The organism is Candidatus Edwardsbacteria bacterium RifOxyA12_full_54_48 (assembly GCA_001777915.1).
In the GTDB taxonomy this organism is placed as follows: Bacteria; Edwardsbacteria; AC1; order AC1; family EtOH8; genus UBA2226.
Map to the genome: position 1 here is coordinate 829,553 of MFFN01000004.1, position 17,184 is coordinate 846,736.

At 50.3% G+C, this 17,184-nt stretch carries 12 protein-coding genes and 1 CRISPR repeat array; all 12 genes read left to right on the plus strand.

Annotated features, from left to right (window positions below):
* The first annotated feature begins 87 nt into the window (after positions 1-87).
* Entirely contained in the window at positions 88-441 is a 354-nt protein-coding gene (locus A2273_05375; protein ID OGF07893.1) for a hypothetical protein, read from the plus strand.
* Positions 438-728 carry a hypothetical protein gene (locus A2273_05380; protein ID OGF07894.1) on the plus strand — a complete coding sequence of 97 codons (291 nt, stop codon included), beginning with the start codon at positions 438-440 and terminating at the stop codon, positions 726-728. The genes A2273_05375 and A2273_05380 overlap by 4 nt, the downstream gene beginning before the upstream one ends.
* A gap of 309 nt (positions 729-1,037) precedes the next feature.
* The gene (locus A2273_05385) at positions 1,038-3,470 is read left to right on the plus strand and encodes a CRISPR-associated protein Cas3 (GenBank protein ID OGF07895.1); all 2,433 of its coding nucleotides are present in this window, start codon (positions 1,038-1,040) and stop codon (positions 3,468-3,470) included.
* An 11-nt stretch (positions 3,471-3,481) separates the two neighbouring features.
* The gene (locus A2273_05390; GenBank protein OGF07896.1) at positions 3,482-4,183 is read left to right on the plus strand and encodes a type I-C CRISPR-associated protein Cas5; all 702 of its coding nucleotides are present in this window, start codon (positions 3,482-3,484) and stop codon (positions 4,181-4,183) included.
* Complete coding sequence (locus A2273_05395) at positions 4,170-6,071, plus strand: type I-C CRISPR-associated protein Cas8c/Csd1 (protein OGF07897.1); 1,902 nt, start codon at positions 4,170-4,172, stop codon at positions 6,069-6,071. Before A2273_05390 ends, A2273_05395 begins: the two co-directional genes overlap by 14 nt.
* Positions 6,072-6,096: 25 nt before the next feature.
* Positions 6,097-6,957, plus strand: coding sequence for a type I-C CRISPR-associated protein Cas7/Csd2 (locus A2273_05400; protein OGF07898.1), 861 nt, complete (start codon positions 6,097-6,099; stop codon positions 6,955-6,957).
* Positions 6,958-6,961: 4 nt separating this feature from the next.
* A complete protein-coding gene (locus A2273_05405; GenBank protein ID OGF08036.1) occupies positions 6,962-7,657 on the plus strand; it encodes a CRISPR-associated protein Cas4 in 696 nt (231 codons plus the stop codon).
* On the plus strand, positions 7,641-8,672 hold the full coding sequence (locus A2273_05410) for a subtype I-C CRISPR-associated endonuclease Cas1 (GenBank protein OGF07899.1): 1,032 nt from the start codon (positions 7,641-7,643) through the stop codon (positions 8,670-8,672). Before A2273_05405 ends, A2273_05410 begins: the two co-directional genes overlap by 17 nt.
* Before the next feature lie 4 nt (positions 8,673-8,676).
* Entirely contained in the window at positions 8,677-8,967 is a 291-nt protein-coding gene (locus tag A2273_05415; protein OGF07900.1) for a CRISPR-associated endonuclease Cas2, read from the plus strand.
* A 179-nt stretch (positions 8,968-9,146) separates the two neighbouring features.
* Positions 9,147-9,442: direct repeats of the CRISPR family, unit length 32 nt; unit sequence GTCGCGCCCCGCGCGGGCGCGTGGATTGAAAC.
* A gap of 319 nt (positions 9,443-9,761) precedes the next feature.
* Complete coding sequence (locus A2273_05420) at positions 9,762-10,310, plus strand: hypothetical protein (GenBank protein OGF08037.1); 549 nt, start codon at positions 9,762-9,764, stop codon at positions 10,308-10,310.
* Positions 10,311-10,866: 556 nt separating this feature from the next.
* A complete protein-coding gene (locus tag A2273_05425; GenBank protein ID OGF07901.1) occupies positions 10,867-13,632 on the plus strand; it encodes a hypothetical protein in 2,766 nt (921 codons plus the stop codon).
* 200 nt (positions 13,633-13,832) lie between these two features.
* Positions 13,833-17,039, plus strand: coding sequence for a hypothetical protein (locus A2273_05430; protein OGF07902.1), 3,207 nt, complete (start codon positions 13,833-13,835; stop codon positions 17,037-17,039).
* The last annotated feature ends 145 nt before the right edge of the window (positions 17,040-17,184 follow it).

Here is a 17,184-nt window from a genome sequence, read left to right on the forward strand (position 1 = left end):
CGCCTTTTGCTTTTGGTTACAATAATAAACCGCCTTTTATTCTTTTAACTTTCAGCTTTAAACTTTTAACTCATGTAAGGAGGAGCCATGCGCCGGTATCCATCATCCACCGCCGACTTTTCCGAGGGGGCCAAACTGCTGGTGAAAGGGGGCGAGGCCAACAAGGCCGAGATCGCCAAGTGGGGGCTGATCCCCGCCGATCTGCAGAAATTATTGGACGGCTACCAGGCCGCCAACTCCGAACAGGAACGGGCCAAAGCCGCCCTGCAGCAATCCACCATTGACTGGCAGGACACCAAGAAGGCGCTCAAGGAGGAGATGGCCCGCTGGGTAAGCACCCTGGAGGGGAATTACGGCAAGACCGGGGAGAAACTGCAGGAGTTCGGGATAGCGCCCCGGAGCTTCCATCCCAAAAAAGGGCCGAGGGTGAAAAAACCTTGACCAACCACCAAGACACCAGGGCACAAAGGGTAAAATACTGTTCCGCCGGCAGGCAGATCGGGGCCGATGCGGGTATGAACAGGACCGTTGCCTGTGTGATCGGTCCCGTTGCCGGGCGGAACAATCCCGTTTTCATGTGGAACGGTCCCGTTCAGAGGTTGAACGGGACTGTTCTTTGCCATAACGGGACTGATCGGGGGTCGAACGGGACCGATAAGGGGTCGAACGGGACCTATCGGGGGTCGAACGGGACTGATAAGAGGGTGAAAGGGACTGATCAGAGGTAAAACGGGACTGATTTAAGGCCGAAAGGGGGCTATTTGAGGTTGTTTATATGTGTTAGTTTATAAATTGCAATAAGTTGTAGTTATATCTGCATTTTATGAATAAAATTTGATATTTTTGAACTTTTATAAACAACGTAAAATACCAAGAAATACTATTGACTTTAAACCGTATTTAGATATATCATAGATTATAGTAAAATTATAATATTTCATGTAAATGTTTTATATTTTAAATTACAAAAATAAACCGCAGGCATGGATAGGTGCGCCTGCGGGTTTTTGTCACCCCTAAGTGGTAAAAATAGAACGATGAAAAAGAATGAAACATACATAGCACACTACAGAGACTCTGATGATGGTGCTCAAACGGTAGAGCAACATCTAGTGGCTACGGCAAATTTAGCTCGTCTCTTTGCCGGTAAAATAGGTTTGCCGACAATTGGTGAAATAATGGGTTTAACGCACGATGTTGGGAAATATAGCCAAGCCTTTCAAAATTATATAAAATCAGCCGAAGGTAAGATCAATCCTGACGAAGATGAATATGTAGATGCAGCAAGACTTAGAGGGCATATTGATCATTCAACAGCCGGGGCACAACTTATATGGAGGTATCTAAAAGAGGAAGGTAACCTGCAAAAACTATTGGCTCAAGTATTGGCGCTTTGTGGGGCATCACACCATTCTGGTCTATTAGATTGTTTAGCGCCAGATGGAACTGATATTTTTACTAAACGAATGGAAAAACGGAGTGAACAAACCCATCTATATGAAATAGAAGATAAAATAGATGAGGTAATTAAAAATCGTTTACAGAAATTACTTAAAGATAATGATGTCCATGAAGAATTAAGGATATGCCTTCAAAAAGTTATGGGTGGTAAAAGTTCGTGTCTTATTCGTGAGTTTAATATAGGTATACTGGCACGCTTCCTTTTTAGCTGTCTGATAGATGCGGACCGGCTCGATTCCGCTAATCGATGTAAACCTAACACGCCTGAATGGGATTTACTTATTGATATACTGGAAAAGCATATAACGTCTTTTCAAACTATCAATGTTGTTGATGAAGTACGGGTTAAAGTTTCTGCAGCTTGCAAGGCACATGCCGCACAGAAGAAAGGTCTCTACCAACTAACAGTGCCAACAGGCGGCGGGAAAACATTGGCTAGTTTACGGTTTGCGTTGAGCCATGCAAAAGAACATGAAATGGATAGAATCATTTATGTAGTACCCTACACGTCGATCATTGACCAAAATGCTGAAGTTGTAAGGAAGATATATAAATCTGTAGAAAATGAAAGCACTCAAGTAATATTGGAGCATCATTCAAACTTAACCCCAGAACATGATACCTGGCAAAGTAAAGTGCTTTCAGAAAATTGGGATGCACCAATAATATTTACTACGGCAGTTCAATTTTTAGAAACTTTGTTTGCCAGTGGTACGCGTGGTGTACGCCGTATGCACCAGCTTGCCAATGCAATTATCATATTTGATGAGGTACAAACAATACCACTTAAAACGGTACACCTTTTCAATAATGCAATAAACTTCCTGGTAGATAATTGTGGCTCAACAGTTGTTTTTTGCACGGCTACACAGCCGCTATTAAATAAAGTGGATAATCAAAAAGGTGCCGCAAAGTACGATAAAGAACATGAAATCATGCCGGATATACACGGCCTTTTTAAAGACTTGCAACGGGTAGCAGTAAAAGATAAACGTAAGGCTGGTGGTTGGTCGGATGATGAAATTGCTGAACAGGCGATTAAAGAAACGAAAAGCGCTGGCAGTGTTTTAGTAATTGTCAACACAAAAAAAGCGGCACAAAAAATATATCAACTTTGTAAAGCCAAAGAGCAAAATGTATACCATCTAAGCACAAATATGTGCCCTGCCCATAGAATTGATATTTTGAATACTGTAAAAGCATGTCTAGATATAAATAACCCCAAGCCGGTTATTTGCATAAGCACACAATTAATTGAAGCGGGCGTCGATATTGACTTCGGTGCGGTAATCCGTTATTTGGCGGGTTTGGATTCTATAGCCCAGGCAGCCGGGCGATGTAATAGAAATGGTCTTCGTAAAACAGGGGAAGTTATTATTATTAACCCGATAAACGAAAGCCTAAGCAATCTTCCTGAAATACGGAAGGCCAAGGACATTGCCGAAAAAGTCCTTGGTGAATATCATAAAAACCCAGTCATTTTCGACAATGATTTATTGAGCCCAAAAACAATGGAAAGATATTACAAGTATTATTTCTTTGATCAAGCAAATATTATGTCTTTTAATGTGTCTGCGAGAGCAATAGGGCATGATGACGATCTGTTAACTATGCTTTCCACGAATGGAAGTGCTGTTCAAAATTATATACAAGCGAAAGGACAAGCACCCCCAATAAATCTACGCCAATCATTCAAAACTGCGGCTGAGGAATTCAAAGTAATTGACATGCCGACTGAAGGCATTGTCGTGCCGTACGGGGATGGTGAAAAGATGATAGGTGAACTATGCGCGGCATTTGAAGTAAAGACACGATTTGATCTATTAAGAAGGGCACAAAGATATTCTGTAAATATTTATCCTCAGGACATGAGAAGATTAATGGAAGCGAACGGTATTTACGAAGCACAAGCAGGCACCGGCATATATTGTCTCAAAGCTGAAAATTACAGTAATGAATACGGAATAAGCCTTGAAAAGACCCAAGACATGAAATTCCAAAACGCATAAGGAGATATAATATGGGCAACACAGTTGATTTTAAAGTATCAGGGCGGTATGCGCTTTTTACAGATCCGCTGACAAAAATAGGTGGAGAGAAATGCACATACCATATTCCGACTTACGAAGCACTTAAGGGCATTGCCAAATCCATCTATTGGAAACCGACTTTTGTTTGGGTGATAGATAAAGTGCGAATAATTAAACGTATCCGTACACAGTCAAAGAGCATAAAACCCTTAAAATTCAGCGGCGGGAACGATCTTTCAATATATACGTATCTTGCCGATGTAGAATATCAGGTACGGGCACATTTTGAATGGAATAAATTCCGGCCGGATATGGAACATGACCGCGTTGACGGCAAGCATTACTCAATTGCCAAACGAATGGTGGATAAGGGGGGGAGGCAAGACATCTTTTTAGGGACGAGGGAATGCCAGGGATATGTTGAACCATGTATTTTTGGTGAGGGCAGTGGATACTATGATAACAGCCCCGAATTAGCTTACGGGCTTATGTTTCACGGTTTTGATTATCCTGACGAGAGTGGTAATAAGGAACTGCATAGCCGGTTTTGGCGACCAATAATGGTAAACGGGGTAGTTGAATATCTAAAGCCTACTGAATGCACCATTCGAAAGTTTGTCAGGGAAATGATCCCCTGTCCACCCCAATCGGTAGGTTTGAAAGAGGAGGGCCTTGAAAATGAGCTGGATTGAAAAGTTGAAGAGGACATATGATAACAACAAAGGGCATATTGCTGACCCCCGAGATGTGATCCCTTTGTTGCCGTTGTACCATAACATACAAAATGCACAGGTCTGTGTCGTTTTAGATGGTGATGGCAATTTTAAGCGGGCCACGGTCATAGATAGAAACGATGCACCAACAATAATACCAGTGACAGAGGAATCAGCCGGGAAGGCTGGTGCGAAAATAGCCCCGCATGTTTTATGTGACAAGCTGCAATATATAGCGGGTGATTATATTAAATGGGGCGGTAATCCGTATAAAAAGAAAAACGAGTCTGGTTATGTACAATATATTGCCTCTTTGCGAAAATGGGTGGAATGGTCCAAGGATAAGAAATTAACTTCTGTTTTAAAATATCTTGAAAAAGGGATTCTAATAAAAGATCTTATTAATGCAAAAATATTGTATGCAAATGATAAAAAGAAGCTTGCCCTGAAATGGGATAAAAAAACAGAAGAGCCTCCAATTTTCAAGGTTATTAAGCTCGCCAATAAGAAAGGTCAGTTTGAATCTTTTGTTCGCTTTTCCGTTGAAATACCAGACGATATGCCTTCTGAAGTGTGGAAAAGTAAAATGCTTCAAAAATCATGGACTGAGTATTATCCTACGATACTTGACGAAAAGAATTTATGCATTGTTGAAGGTAAAGAAATCAATATTGCTAGTAATCATCCTAAAGGAATAAGATACCCAGGTGATGGTGCAAAACTGTTGTCGTCCAATGACGGAATTAACTATACCTTTCGTGGTCGTTTTACAGACGACAAAGAAGCATGTACTGTCGGTATTGAGGTAACACAAAAAGCGCATCATGCTCTACGTTGGCTTATTGCACGGCAAGGGCGACATGACGGCGATCAAGCAATAGTGGCTTGGGCTGTCTCAACCATCGATGTGCCAGACCCCCTTGCTGATACTTATTCGCTGCTTATTAAAAAGCAGGAAAAAGATAATGAAACAATTGAACAAAAGTCATATGTTGCCCAAAATACGGCTATAAAGTTTAATCAGTATATTGCCGGATATTCTGTAAAACTTGGGCCAACTGACGATGTCGTGGTATTGGTGTTGGACTCGGCCACGCCTGGCCGTATGGCTATACGATATTATCGTGAGCTTACCGGCTCTGAATATCTGGAAAGGATCAAAGCCTGGCATGAAGGATGTTGCTGGCCGCAAAACTATAGCAAGGAGATTAAATTTATTGGCGCACCATCCCCGCGGGATATAGTTGAAACGGCATACGGCAGTAAAGTTGATGATAAACTAAAAAAGGCCACAATCGAACGACTGCTGCCCTGTATTGTTGATGGTGTGCCGCTTCCCAGGGATATCGTGGAATCTTGCGTAAGACGAGCGAGCCATAGGCAAGGATTCAAATCATGGGAATGGGAAAAGGCATTGGGTATAACCTGTGCGCTTTACAAACAATTTCATAAAGAAAGGGGCTATACAATGGCACTAGATACGGAGAGAAAAACAAGGGACTATCTTTTTGGCCGTTTGCTGGCGGCCGCTGATGGCCTCGAAGGCTATGCCTTACGCAATGCCGGCGAAAAACGACCAACCAATGCTGCGCGGCTAATGCAACGATTCGCTGACCGACCATGCAGCACATGGCGAACTATCGAGTTGGCATTAGCACCATCCAAAGCAAGGCTGGGAAATCGCGCTAAAAAGTACAATCAAACAATTGATGATGTGATGCATAACTTTGACACATCTGAATTTGTTGATGATTCACCTTTAAGCGGCGAGTTTCTACTTGGGTTTCATTCGCAACGTGTGGCATTTTGGCCGCAAGGTGAAACAGTAGAAACTGCTCAAGAAGCCGAAACCGAAAATAATGAATAAAACCATAACTGAAAGGACAAAAACAATGAGCCTTACGAACAAAATCGATTTTGCCGTTGTGTTCAGCGTTAAAAACGCTAATCCTAATGGCGACCCGCTCAATGGCAACAGACCCAGGACAACTTATGAAAACCTGGGTGAAATATCAGATGTTTGCATAAAGCGTAAGATACGCGATAGGCTTCAAGAGAGTGGACAAGTGATCTTTGTCCAGTCAGATGACAGGAAAAAGGATGAATTTGAAAGCCTTCATGATAGGGCCGTATCTGTGTTGGATTTTAAAAAGAAACCCAAGGCCATAGAAGATAAAGCATGTAAAGAATGGTTTGATGTCAGGGCTTTTGGACAGCTTTTTCCCTATAAAGGAGGTGCCGGAGAAGATAAAGGTGTATCTATTGGTATAAGGGGACCAGTATCAATACATCCAGCTTTTAGCATATCAAGGGTTGATGTATCATCAAACCAAATAACAAAAAGCGCTAGTGGTGAAAAATCGGGCAAAGCTCGTGCTTCCGATACAATGGGGATGAAGCATAGGGTAGATAGCGGCATTTATGTTTTCTATGGGAGCATGAATCCACAGCTCGCCGTCAGAACTGGTTTTAGCGATGGAGATGCAGCGGTGATAAAATCATTGTTGCCTAAGCTATTTGAGAACGATGCATCTTCAGCAAGGCCGGAAGGGAGTATGGAGGTTCTCAAAGTGATATGGTGGGAACATAAAAGCAATAATAAGCAACCATGCCCCAACGGTCTTATTTCATCGGCTAAAGTACATCGGAGCTTAAGGGATCTTTTAAAGGATGATGCGAACAAACCTTTTGATGAAGATGCTTTGAAGAAAGCATTACCGGGTCTTGTTCCCGAAATCGTTAATGGTTTTTAAACAATTGATAGAAGAAGACCTTCTACCCATCTCCGCCCTGCAGCACCTGATCTACTGCCCCCGGCAATGCGCGCTTATACATATAGAGCAGGTTTGGTCCGAAAACCTATTCACCGCCGAGGGCCGGGACATACATGACAAAGTGCATGACGGCGGGACAGAAAGCCGCAAGAATATACGCGCGGCTACCGGAGTACGTTTGGTCTCGCACAAGTTAGGCCTTACCGGACAGGCGGATATGGTGGAGTTTCACAAAGCCGAAGAAGAAAAAGACAGCAGTGGCCAAACAATTGCCGTAAAACTGCCGGGTGTAAAGGGTCTTTGGGAACCATTCCCTGTGGAATACAAGCGTGGCAAGCCCAAAAAACACCAGGCTGACGAGGTACAGCTTTGCGCCCAGGCCATATGTTTGGAGGAAATGCTAAAGGTTAATATCCTTGCTGGAGCTTTGTTCTATGGCGCAACCAGACGGCGGCAAGAGATGGCTTTTACAAAACAGCTTAGAGAATTAGCAGAAACCACCGCCCGAAACCTGCATGAACTGATATCAAAAGGTATAACCCCGCCGCCAGAATATAACACAGGCAAATGTGAAAGGTGTTCATTGCTTGAAATATGCCGGCCCCAGACAAGCGAACGTCAGAGTGTAACGCGTTACATCAAACGCATGGTAAGCGAGGACAATGAAAAAACTCCTTAACACACTGTATGTTACAACCCAAGGGGCATATCTCCATCAGGAGGGTGAGGCGGTGGTGGTAAAGGTGGAAGGCCAAGAAAAGTTACGTCTTCCAATTCATACCTTGGGCGGCATTGTCTGCTTCGGCAATGTGCTGTGCAGTCCGTTTCTTCTGGGCCTTTGCGGACAGCGCGGGGTCAATGTGGGTTTTTTAACCGAGCATGGCCGTTTTATGACCAGGGCGCAAGGGCCGATAAGCGGCAATATTCTATTGCGAAAGGAACAATACCGCAAAGCGCAAGCGCCAAAGGAAGCCGTCGGAATAGTTCAAAATATCCTTGCCGGTAAATTGACCAATATGCGGACGGTTTTAAGACGGGCCATGCGCGACCATCCAGAAAACGACAAAGACAAGGCTATTTCACAAGCTACGGACCGGCTGGATTATATAGTAGGAAAAATAGAGCAAACGGTCGATATAGATGTTTTACGGGGCTTGGAAGGAGATACCGCCAAGCTGTATTTTTCGCTGTTTGACAGGATGATAACTGCCGATAAAGAATCATTTTTCATGAAGGAACGGAGCCGCCGGCCGCCCTTAGATAAGCTTAATGCTTTGCTTTCATTTCTTTATACTTTATTGACGCACGATGCGGTAGGGGCCTGCGAGGGCGTGGGCCTTGATCCGCAGATGGGCTTCTTACATGCCATGAGGCCGGGCCGTCCCAGCCTGGCCTTGGATTTAATGGAAGAATTCAGGTCGGTTATAGCTGATCGCTTGGCGTTGTCTCTGATCAATTTAAAGCAAATAAACGGCAAGGGTTTCAAGACCACAGAGACCGGCGCAGTAGCAATGGACGATGAGACCCGTAAAACCTTGTTGGTGGCCTATCAGAAAAGGAAACAGGAGGAGATAATGCATCCCTACTTGCAGGAAAAAGCCCCTATCGGTTTATTGCTGCATTTACAGGCTTTGTTATTAGCCAGATATTTGCGTGGTGATATTGACGGCTATCCGCCGTTCTTTTGGAGATAATTATATGATGGTGTTGGTGAGTTACGATGTTTGTACCAAGACGCTGGAGGGGCGCCGTCGTCTGCGGCAAGTGGCGAAAGCCTGCAAGGACTACGGGACAAGAGTTCAAAATTCGGTTTTTGAATGCAATGTTGATCCGTCTCAATGGACTGCCCTAAAAAATAGATTGTTAAAAATATTTCAGCCGGATATGGATAGCCTGCGATTTTACTTTTTGGGCAGTAATTATAAAAGAAGGATAGAACATTTGGGGGCCAAGCCTGCGGTGGATGTGGAGGAGCCGCAAATAGTATGATTGCGCGTACCGTATGCTTACAGTAAAACCCCGGTAGTTTCGCAATGTTTGGTAATGCTTGATAATAGTGGCTGTTTTATGATTGACGATATTTGGTTTATGGTTCGCAGATTGTATTTTAATGCTTTCGCAAAACAATATCTTTGCCCGGTTGGATAACAAGACTTTACAAGCCGAGCGTCGCGCCCCGCGCGGGCGCGTGGATTGAAACTTCTATTGACCATACCCATACAGCCGAAGAGTTAAGTCGCGCCCCGCGCGGGCGCGTGGATTGAAACTGGTTTTGGTCGCCGGTCAGGGTGAACACATGGCGTCGCGCCCCGCGCGGGCGCGTGGATTGAAACGCTGGCCAGCCGTACCAGGAACCAGCGGCCAGGCGTCGCGCCCCGCGCGGGCGCGTGGATTGAAACACTTCTTGACTATCCGAAACGTGTCGGTGTTCAGTCGCGCCCCGCGCGGGCGCGTGGATTGAAACTTGAGATAGTCTATATATGGTCAAGAGGGGGGCGCGTGGATTGAAACAAAGACGGGAAAAAGGTAGAACGCAGGGTTTGTGGTCGTGCCCCGCACGTGCGGGGATGAACCGGTTGTTATATTATTACCCCAACCCCAATCCAAATTTTAACGCCATGACCAAACAAACCATCACCCCGTTAAGGGCCGCCCTTATATTCACCGCCTTCACGGCCTATTTCTACCTGCTGTTATTCACCCTGCTGCCGTTCCTAAAGGCAAACATTTCCCTCAACCCGGCCCTGTACTGGTTCATCACCGGATACTTCCTGTTCATCCCCCTGTTTCTCTGCGCCCTGGCCCTGGCCAAACGCGAGGGCCACGCCGGTGCGGGACAATTGCTTTCGGCCCTTAACCTGAGGCCCTTCGATCCCCGGGACTGGAGATACTCCATCGCCGGGCTGCTGCTGTCCTTGGTTGCCACCGGGATCATCTTCGGCGGGTTCTTTTTGTCCCAAAAATGGTTCGGGACGCCGATGCTGTCCACCACCCCCTGGTTCATGCAGATGGAGCCTTTCCGCGGGGCGGAGAAATTTTATTTGCTGGCCTGGCTGCCGATGTTCTTTTTCAATATCGTGGGTGAGGAGTTTTTATGGCGGGGTTACATTCAGAGCCGGCTGTCGGGCCAGCATGCCTGGCTGTGGTGCTCATTTTTATGGATGGTCTTCCACCTGCCGTTCGGCTTGGACCTGTTGATCATGCTGGTCCCAGTGATGCTGATAATTCCCTATGTGTTCCATAAGACCCGAAATTCCCTGACCGGGATCTTCATCCACGGCCTGTTCAACGGCCCGGTGTTCCTGGCGGTGGCCCTGGGGCTGATAAAATAACCGGCCATTTCCCATTCGCAGGGGCGGGTTTGAAACCCTCCCCTACAGGTATGCCCGGCGGAAATACGCCGGGATCCTGCCCACTAAAAAAACACTAAATGATCTAAAAAATGTTTCGTGCAATTTCGTGTGTTTCGTGGGGAAGGTACCAGGACCCTGCCCACTAAAAAAACACTAAATGATCTAAAAAATGTTTCGTGCAATTTCGTGTGTTTCGTGGGGAAGGTGTCAGGACCCTGCCCACTAAAAAAACACTAAATGATCTAAAAAATGTTTCGTGCAATTTCGTGTGTTTCGTGGGGAAGGTGCCAGGACCCTGCCCACTAAAAAAACACTAAATGATCTAAAAAATGTTTCGTGCAATTTCGTGTGTTTCGTGGGGAAGGTGCCAGGACCCTGCCCGCTAAAAAACACTAAATGATCTAAAAAGATGTTTCGTGGGGAATGTGCCGGGTTTTTTGTTTGACACCGGGGGCGATCAATAGTAGAATACTTTTAACCTATCATCATCGGGCCTGAACAATATCATCACAATAATAATGTGGGAGATAATGAGATGAAGAAGACCTTGTCCGCAGTCCTGATGGTGCTGGGGGCTTTTTTGTTCCTGGCCGGTCCGGCCCGGGCCGACTGGGTGACGGCCACGGTGCCAACGGAAAGCCAGCCCGAAGCCATAGCGATAAATCCGGCGACCAATAAAATCTATGTGGCTAATAGGAGCAGCGGAAGCATCACGGTAATCGACGGTGCCACAAACACGACGGCAACCGTGGCTCTGGGGAACTTGCCACTGCCTACGCCCCGGGCCGTGGCGGTGAACCCGGTAACCAACAAGATATACGTGGCCTGTTGTGACAGCAACTATGTCATAGTGATAAACGGGGATACCAATGACACCGCCTCGGTCACGGTGGGAACAACCCCGGTCGCTTTGGCGGTGAACCCGGTGACCAATAAAATTTATGTCGCCAACTGGTCCCTTGATACGAGCATTACGGTGATCGATGGCGCCACCAATGATACAACCCTTGTGAGAACAGGGACCTTCATCTCAAATGCAGTTGCGGTAAATCCGGTGACCAACAAGATATATCTGGTGACTTTGTTAAACGTTAAGGTCATCGATGGCGTCACCAACGATACGGTTACGGTGGAAGTGGGGGTGAACCCTCATTCCGTTGCAATAAACCCGGCCACCAACAAGATCTACGTGTCCAACTGGTCGGATGCCAGCGTTACCGTGATCGATGGCGCCACCAATGATACGGTAACCGTACCGGCCGAGGATCTGCCAAGCGCCGTGGCGGTGAACCCGGTAACCAATAAGATATACGTGGCCAACAGGAACAGCGCCAGCGTTACCGTGATCGATGGTGCCACCAATGCGACGGTGAATGTAAAAGTTACTGGCAATCCCGAGGCTTTGGCAGTGAACCCCATAACGAATAAAGTCTATGTCGCCAATTTCTACAACGACAGCGTCACGGTGATCGACGGCGCCACCAACGGGACCACTACATTGACCGCAGGCTATGAGCATTTGGCCCTGGCCGTCAATCCGGTGACAAACAAGATCTACGTGCCGAACAGCGGGGGCAATACCGTCACCGTGATCGACGGCGGCGACTACGCCACCGCCACCGTGGCCTCGGGAACCTTCCCCTCCATCCCCAATGATGCGGCGGTCAACCCGGTGACCAACACGATCTACGTGACCAACACCAACAGCGACAACGTCACGGTGATCGACGGGGCCACCGGCGACACCACGCTGGTGGCGGCCGGGGACAGCCCCTGGGCGGTGGCGGTGAACCCGGTAAGCAACAAGGCCTATGTGGCGAACTTCATGAGCTTTACCGTGACGGTGATCGACGGGGCCACCGGCGGAACCACCACGGTGCCCGTCCGGTCCACCCCCCGGGCGGTGGCGGTGAACCCGGTGACCAACCGGATCTATGTCGCCAACAGCGGCGGCAATTCCGTCACCGTCATCGACGGGACGAGCAACGACACCGCCACTGTGGCCACGGCGGCGGGACCCTACGCCCTGGCGGTGAACCCGGCCACCAACAGGATCTACGTGGCAAACTACGGCAACAACAACGTGACGGTGATCGACGGGGCCACCAACGGCACCGCCACCGTATGGGCGGGGGCCAATCCCCTGGCGGTGGCGGTGAACCCGCTGACCAACCGGGCCTACGTGGCCAACTACTACGACACCAGCGTGACGGTGATCAGCGGTCCCGGCAACGACACCGCCACCGTGACCGTGGGTGCCAAACCCCGGGCGGTGGCGGTCAACCCGCTGACGGACAGGATCTACGTGGCCAACGAAGGCAGCGCCAGCGTCACGGTGATCGACGGGGCCACCAACGGAACCACGACGGTGGCCACCGGACCGTCGCCCTATGACGTGGCGGTCAACCCGCTGACCAACACGATCTACGTAGCCACCGGCGGCAACGACAGCCTGACGGTGATCGACGGGGCCACCAACTCGACCCATGCCATCCCCGCCGGGGACTTTCCCTGCGCCCTGGCGGTGAACCCGGTGACCAACATGATCTATGCGGTGAACAACGGCGGCCACACCGTGACGGTGATCGATGCCGCCCCGTTCCAAGACACCGGGGTGCGGGCGGTGATGGACCCGGCGGTATCGCACTTCACCGGCCTGTCCCAGCCGTACCTCCACGGTCGGGCGGTCAACCGGTGGAGCCCCGATGCGACCCACCTGATGGGCGTGATCAACGACTGCCTGCCTAATCTTACTCCATGGAAGTGGGCGGCGGGCCCCTTCGACAGCACCTCGTCGGACTCCATCGGCTTTAATTTCAACTGGGGCGATTCGCTGATCTGGGGGGAGAACTTTGTAACCTTCGTGCCCCTGGAGATGCAGGCCGCCACCAGCAACAATCTGGGGCTGGGCACGCCGTTCGCCGGCAATATGCTGGTCTACCCGGTGTACCGGATCGACTCCACCGCCTACGGGGTGGAGGGCCGGCCGGCCGACGGCGGAAAGCCTCTGGTTTTGCGGCTGGAGCAGAACTGGCCCAATCCCATCAAGGATCGGACAACCATCAGGTATCAGCTGCCGAAGGAGAGCAGGGTCAGCCTGACGGTCTACAACGTGGTGGGCCAGGCGGTCAAGCGGTTCGACCAGGGGACCAAGCCGGCCGGGTATCACCAGATCAAATGGAGCGACAATACCCTGCCCAACGGCATCTACTTCTACCGGCTGCAGGCCCGCCTATGCCAAGGCTCCGGCGGACAAGCCGGGGAGTTCAGCGCGACAAAGAAACTGTTGATAGTCAGGTAAACTCGGATCAAGGCAGTTTAAGCGATAAAGCCCCGCTTCAGGCGGGGCTTTTTATATTCGCTCCGGTCTGGTTAATGGGCCTGACATATTTTAGTTGTAAAGGGGCCGGGGATTTGATAAAATGAACCCCGTTTGTTAGTAAACATATAAATAATTCATAAACCAAAACCACAAATAAGGAGCGTATGTCAAGGAAAGCAATGTTGGTTCTATCGCTGGTCCTGATGGCCGGCCTGGCCTGGGCCAAACCCGAACCGGGCGCCGATGGCAGACCCGACTACGCCAAGGCTTCGTCGGACAAGCCCCTGCCGCCGCACCTGCGGCACAAAGGGCCCCAGGCACAGAAACAGCAGCCGGTAAAGATGAGGCAGCAACCGGGCCGTTCCCGGATGCCCGGACGGACGGACCTCTCCAAAACATCAAAGGCCAACTCGGCCAAGTTCGGAAAAGCCCAGCCCCGGCCGGGCATCAAGGGCCTGGTCAAGGACGATTTTCTGGTGAATGACGACATCACCGGCATCGGCTACTCCGCCGGCTACCAGTACGACCCCAAGGCGGCCCTGCTGCCCACCGGGGAGATGATGGTGGTTTGGTACGACTACCGTAACGACTATGACTACCAGATATTCGGCCGCCTTTTTGACGCTTCAGGCAACCCGGCGGGGGAGGATTTCCTGATCAACGAACTCAACGGTTGTTCCGCTTATGAACCGTCCATCGCCGCCTGCGGCAACGGCTTTGTGGTGACCTGGTATGACTACCGCAACGGAAACGGCTACGACATCTATGCCCAGCGCTATAGCTCGACAGGCTCAGCCTTGGGCGTAAACTTTTTAGTGAACGACGACGCGTCAGGCTACGACCAGGATTATCCCTGCGTGGCGGCCAACGACAGCGGGTTCATCATAACCTGGGAAGACTATCGCAACGACAACGACTACGACATCTACGCCCAGCGCTATGATGCCTCGGGTGCGGCTTTGGGCTCCAACTTCCTGGTAAATGACGATGTGTCGGGCTACGACCAGTATTATCCCAGCGTGGCCCTCAGCGACAGCGGCTTCGTGATCACCTGGGATGATTACCGCACCGGCAGCGTCTTGGAAATCTACGCCCAGCGCTTTAATGCCGATGGCGACACCCTGGGCGGCAACTTTTTAGTGAACGACGGCGGGAGCAATGATACGTGGTGCCCCAGCGTGGCGGCCAACGACAGCGGGTTCATGATCGCCTGGTATGATTATCGCAACGGGGACGCTGACATCTACGCCCAGCTTTACAATCCCAACGGCGACTCAGTGGGCGGCAACTTTTTGGTGAACGATGACGGCACCGGCAACGACCAATACACCTGGGGCGCTTCCAATGTGGCGGCCAGCGACAGCGGGTTCGTGATTGCCTGGTACGACTACCGCAGCGGCAGCTACTACGATACCTACGCCCAGCGCTATGATCCGGCAGGCTCGGCCCTGGGCGGCAACTTCATAGTGAATGACACCACCTCCATCTACTGCTACGATCCCAGCGTGACGGCCAATGACAGCGGGTTTGCAGTGGTCTGGTACGATACCCGCTACAACCCCAGCGGGTACTACGACATATTCTGCCAGCGCTATGACGCGGCAGGCTCGGCATTGGGAACTAATTTCATGGCCAACAACGACACCGGAACCGCCGACCAGTGGGACGCCTCGGTGGCCATGGACGCCTCCGGCAACTCGGTGGCGGTGTGGTATGATCTGCGTAACGATGATGGCACCTGGAACACCGAGGACATTTACGGCCAGAGCTACGACGCGGCTGGAAATCCGGTGGGCTCCAACTTCATCATCAACGATACCACGGGCACCTTCAATCGCTATGGCTACGATCCCCGGGTGGCCTTTTTGCCGGGTGGAGGGTTTGTGGTGGCCTGGGGCGGCTACGACTTCGGCGGGAACGGCCAGATCTATGCCCAACTGTTCGATTCGGCCGGGGCGCCGGTGGGAGGCAACTTTGAGGTCAGAGACGTCAGCAGCAGCTACGGATATAGTCCCGACGTGGCGGCCAGCGACAGCGGCTTCGTGATCACCTGGTGGGACCACCGCAACGGCAATGACGACATCTACGCCCAGCTTTACAAGGCCAACGGCGACACCATCGGAGGAAACTTCTTGGTGGATGATGGCGGAAATTCCCAATATAACCCCAGAATAGCATCCAACGCCAACGGGTTCGTGGTCACCTGGTATGACTACCGTAATGGCAACGCCGATATTTACGCCCAGCTATACAAGGCCAACGGGGACACCGTGGGCGGCAACTTCCTGGTGGACGACGGCGGCGGTTCCCAATACGATCCCAGCGTGGCCATGGCGGACAGCGGGTTCGTTATCACTTGGCATGACGACCGCAACGGCGACTGGGACATCTACGCCCAGCTTTTCAATGCCAACGGCGACACCCTGGGCGGCAACTTCCTGGTGAACGACAATGCCAGCGGGAATAACCAATATTATCCCAGCGTGGCCCTGTCTCCGGACGGACACAATATGGTGATCGGCTGGGAGGACTACCGGAACGATCCCAACGAAAACCTGGCCCAGATAATGGCCCAGAAATACGTGGACGGGGTGGCGGCCGGCGGCAACGTGGTGGTCAACGGCAGTACAATTTCTAACCGGTATTTCTGGGGCGGCAAGCGGATAGCCAGCACCAACCAGCGGATACTGTTCAGCTGGGACGACAACCGCCGGATGAAGGGATACGATATCTACGCCAAGCTGACCGACTGGGACCTGCAGCACATCGAGGCCGAGCCCCCGGTGATCTCCTATGTCGACTCGCTGGGCGACGACGCCATCGCCCCCTACGGTCCTTACACCATCAAGGCGGTGGTAAGCGACAACCAGCTGTTGTCGCACGTCAAGCTGCTGTATCAGATCAACGGCGGAACGGCGGATACCCTGGACATGTCTTTTGTGTCGGCCGATACCTTTGAGGCCGTGATCCCGGCGCAGGTTTTGGGGGCATATGACACGGTGTCAGTGGATTACTGGGTTATAGCCCGGGATTCCAGCTGGAACACCGCCGCCTCAAGCGTCTATGGCTTCAAGGCCCTGGAGCTGACCGGGGTGGCCGGCCAGCCGGCCACGATCATCCCCGGGAGCTTTGCCCTGAACAACGCCTACCCCAACCCCTCCAGGGGGCAGACCACTTTCAAGTACCAGCTGCCGAGGGAATCCAGGGTCAGCCTGGCGGTCTACAACGTGGTGGGCCAGGCGGTCAAGAAATTCGACCAGGGCGCCCAGCCGGTGGGGTATCACCAGATCAATTGGAGTGACAATACTTTGCCTAACGGCGTCTACTTCTACCGGCTGACAGCCGGAAACTTCAGCGCCACCAAGAAACTGTTGATAGTAAGGTGATCTCGGATCAGGCAGTTTAAGCGAAAAAGCCCCGCCGAAGGCGGGGCTTTTTATACCCATTTTTAAAGTAAAAAAATGCTCCACTTTGTTATTGCAGTCCGGGCTTAATTATTGTAACATTATCACTGGCGTGGGGCATACGACG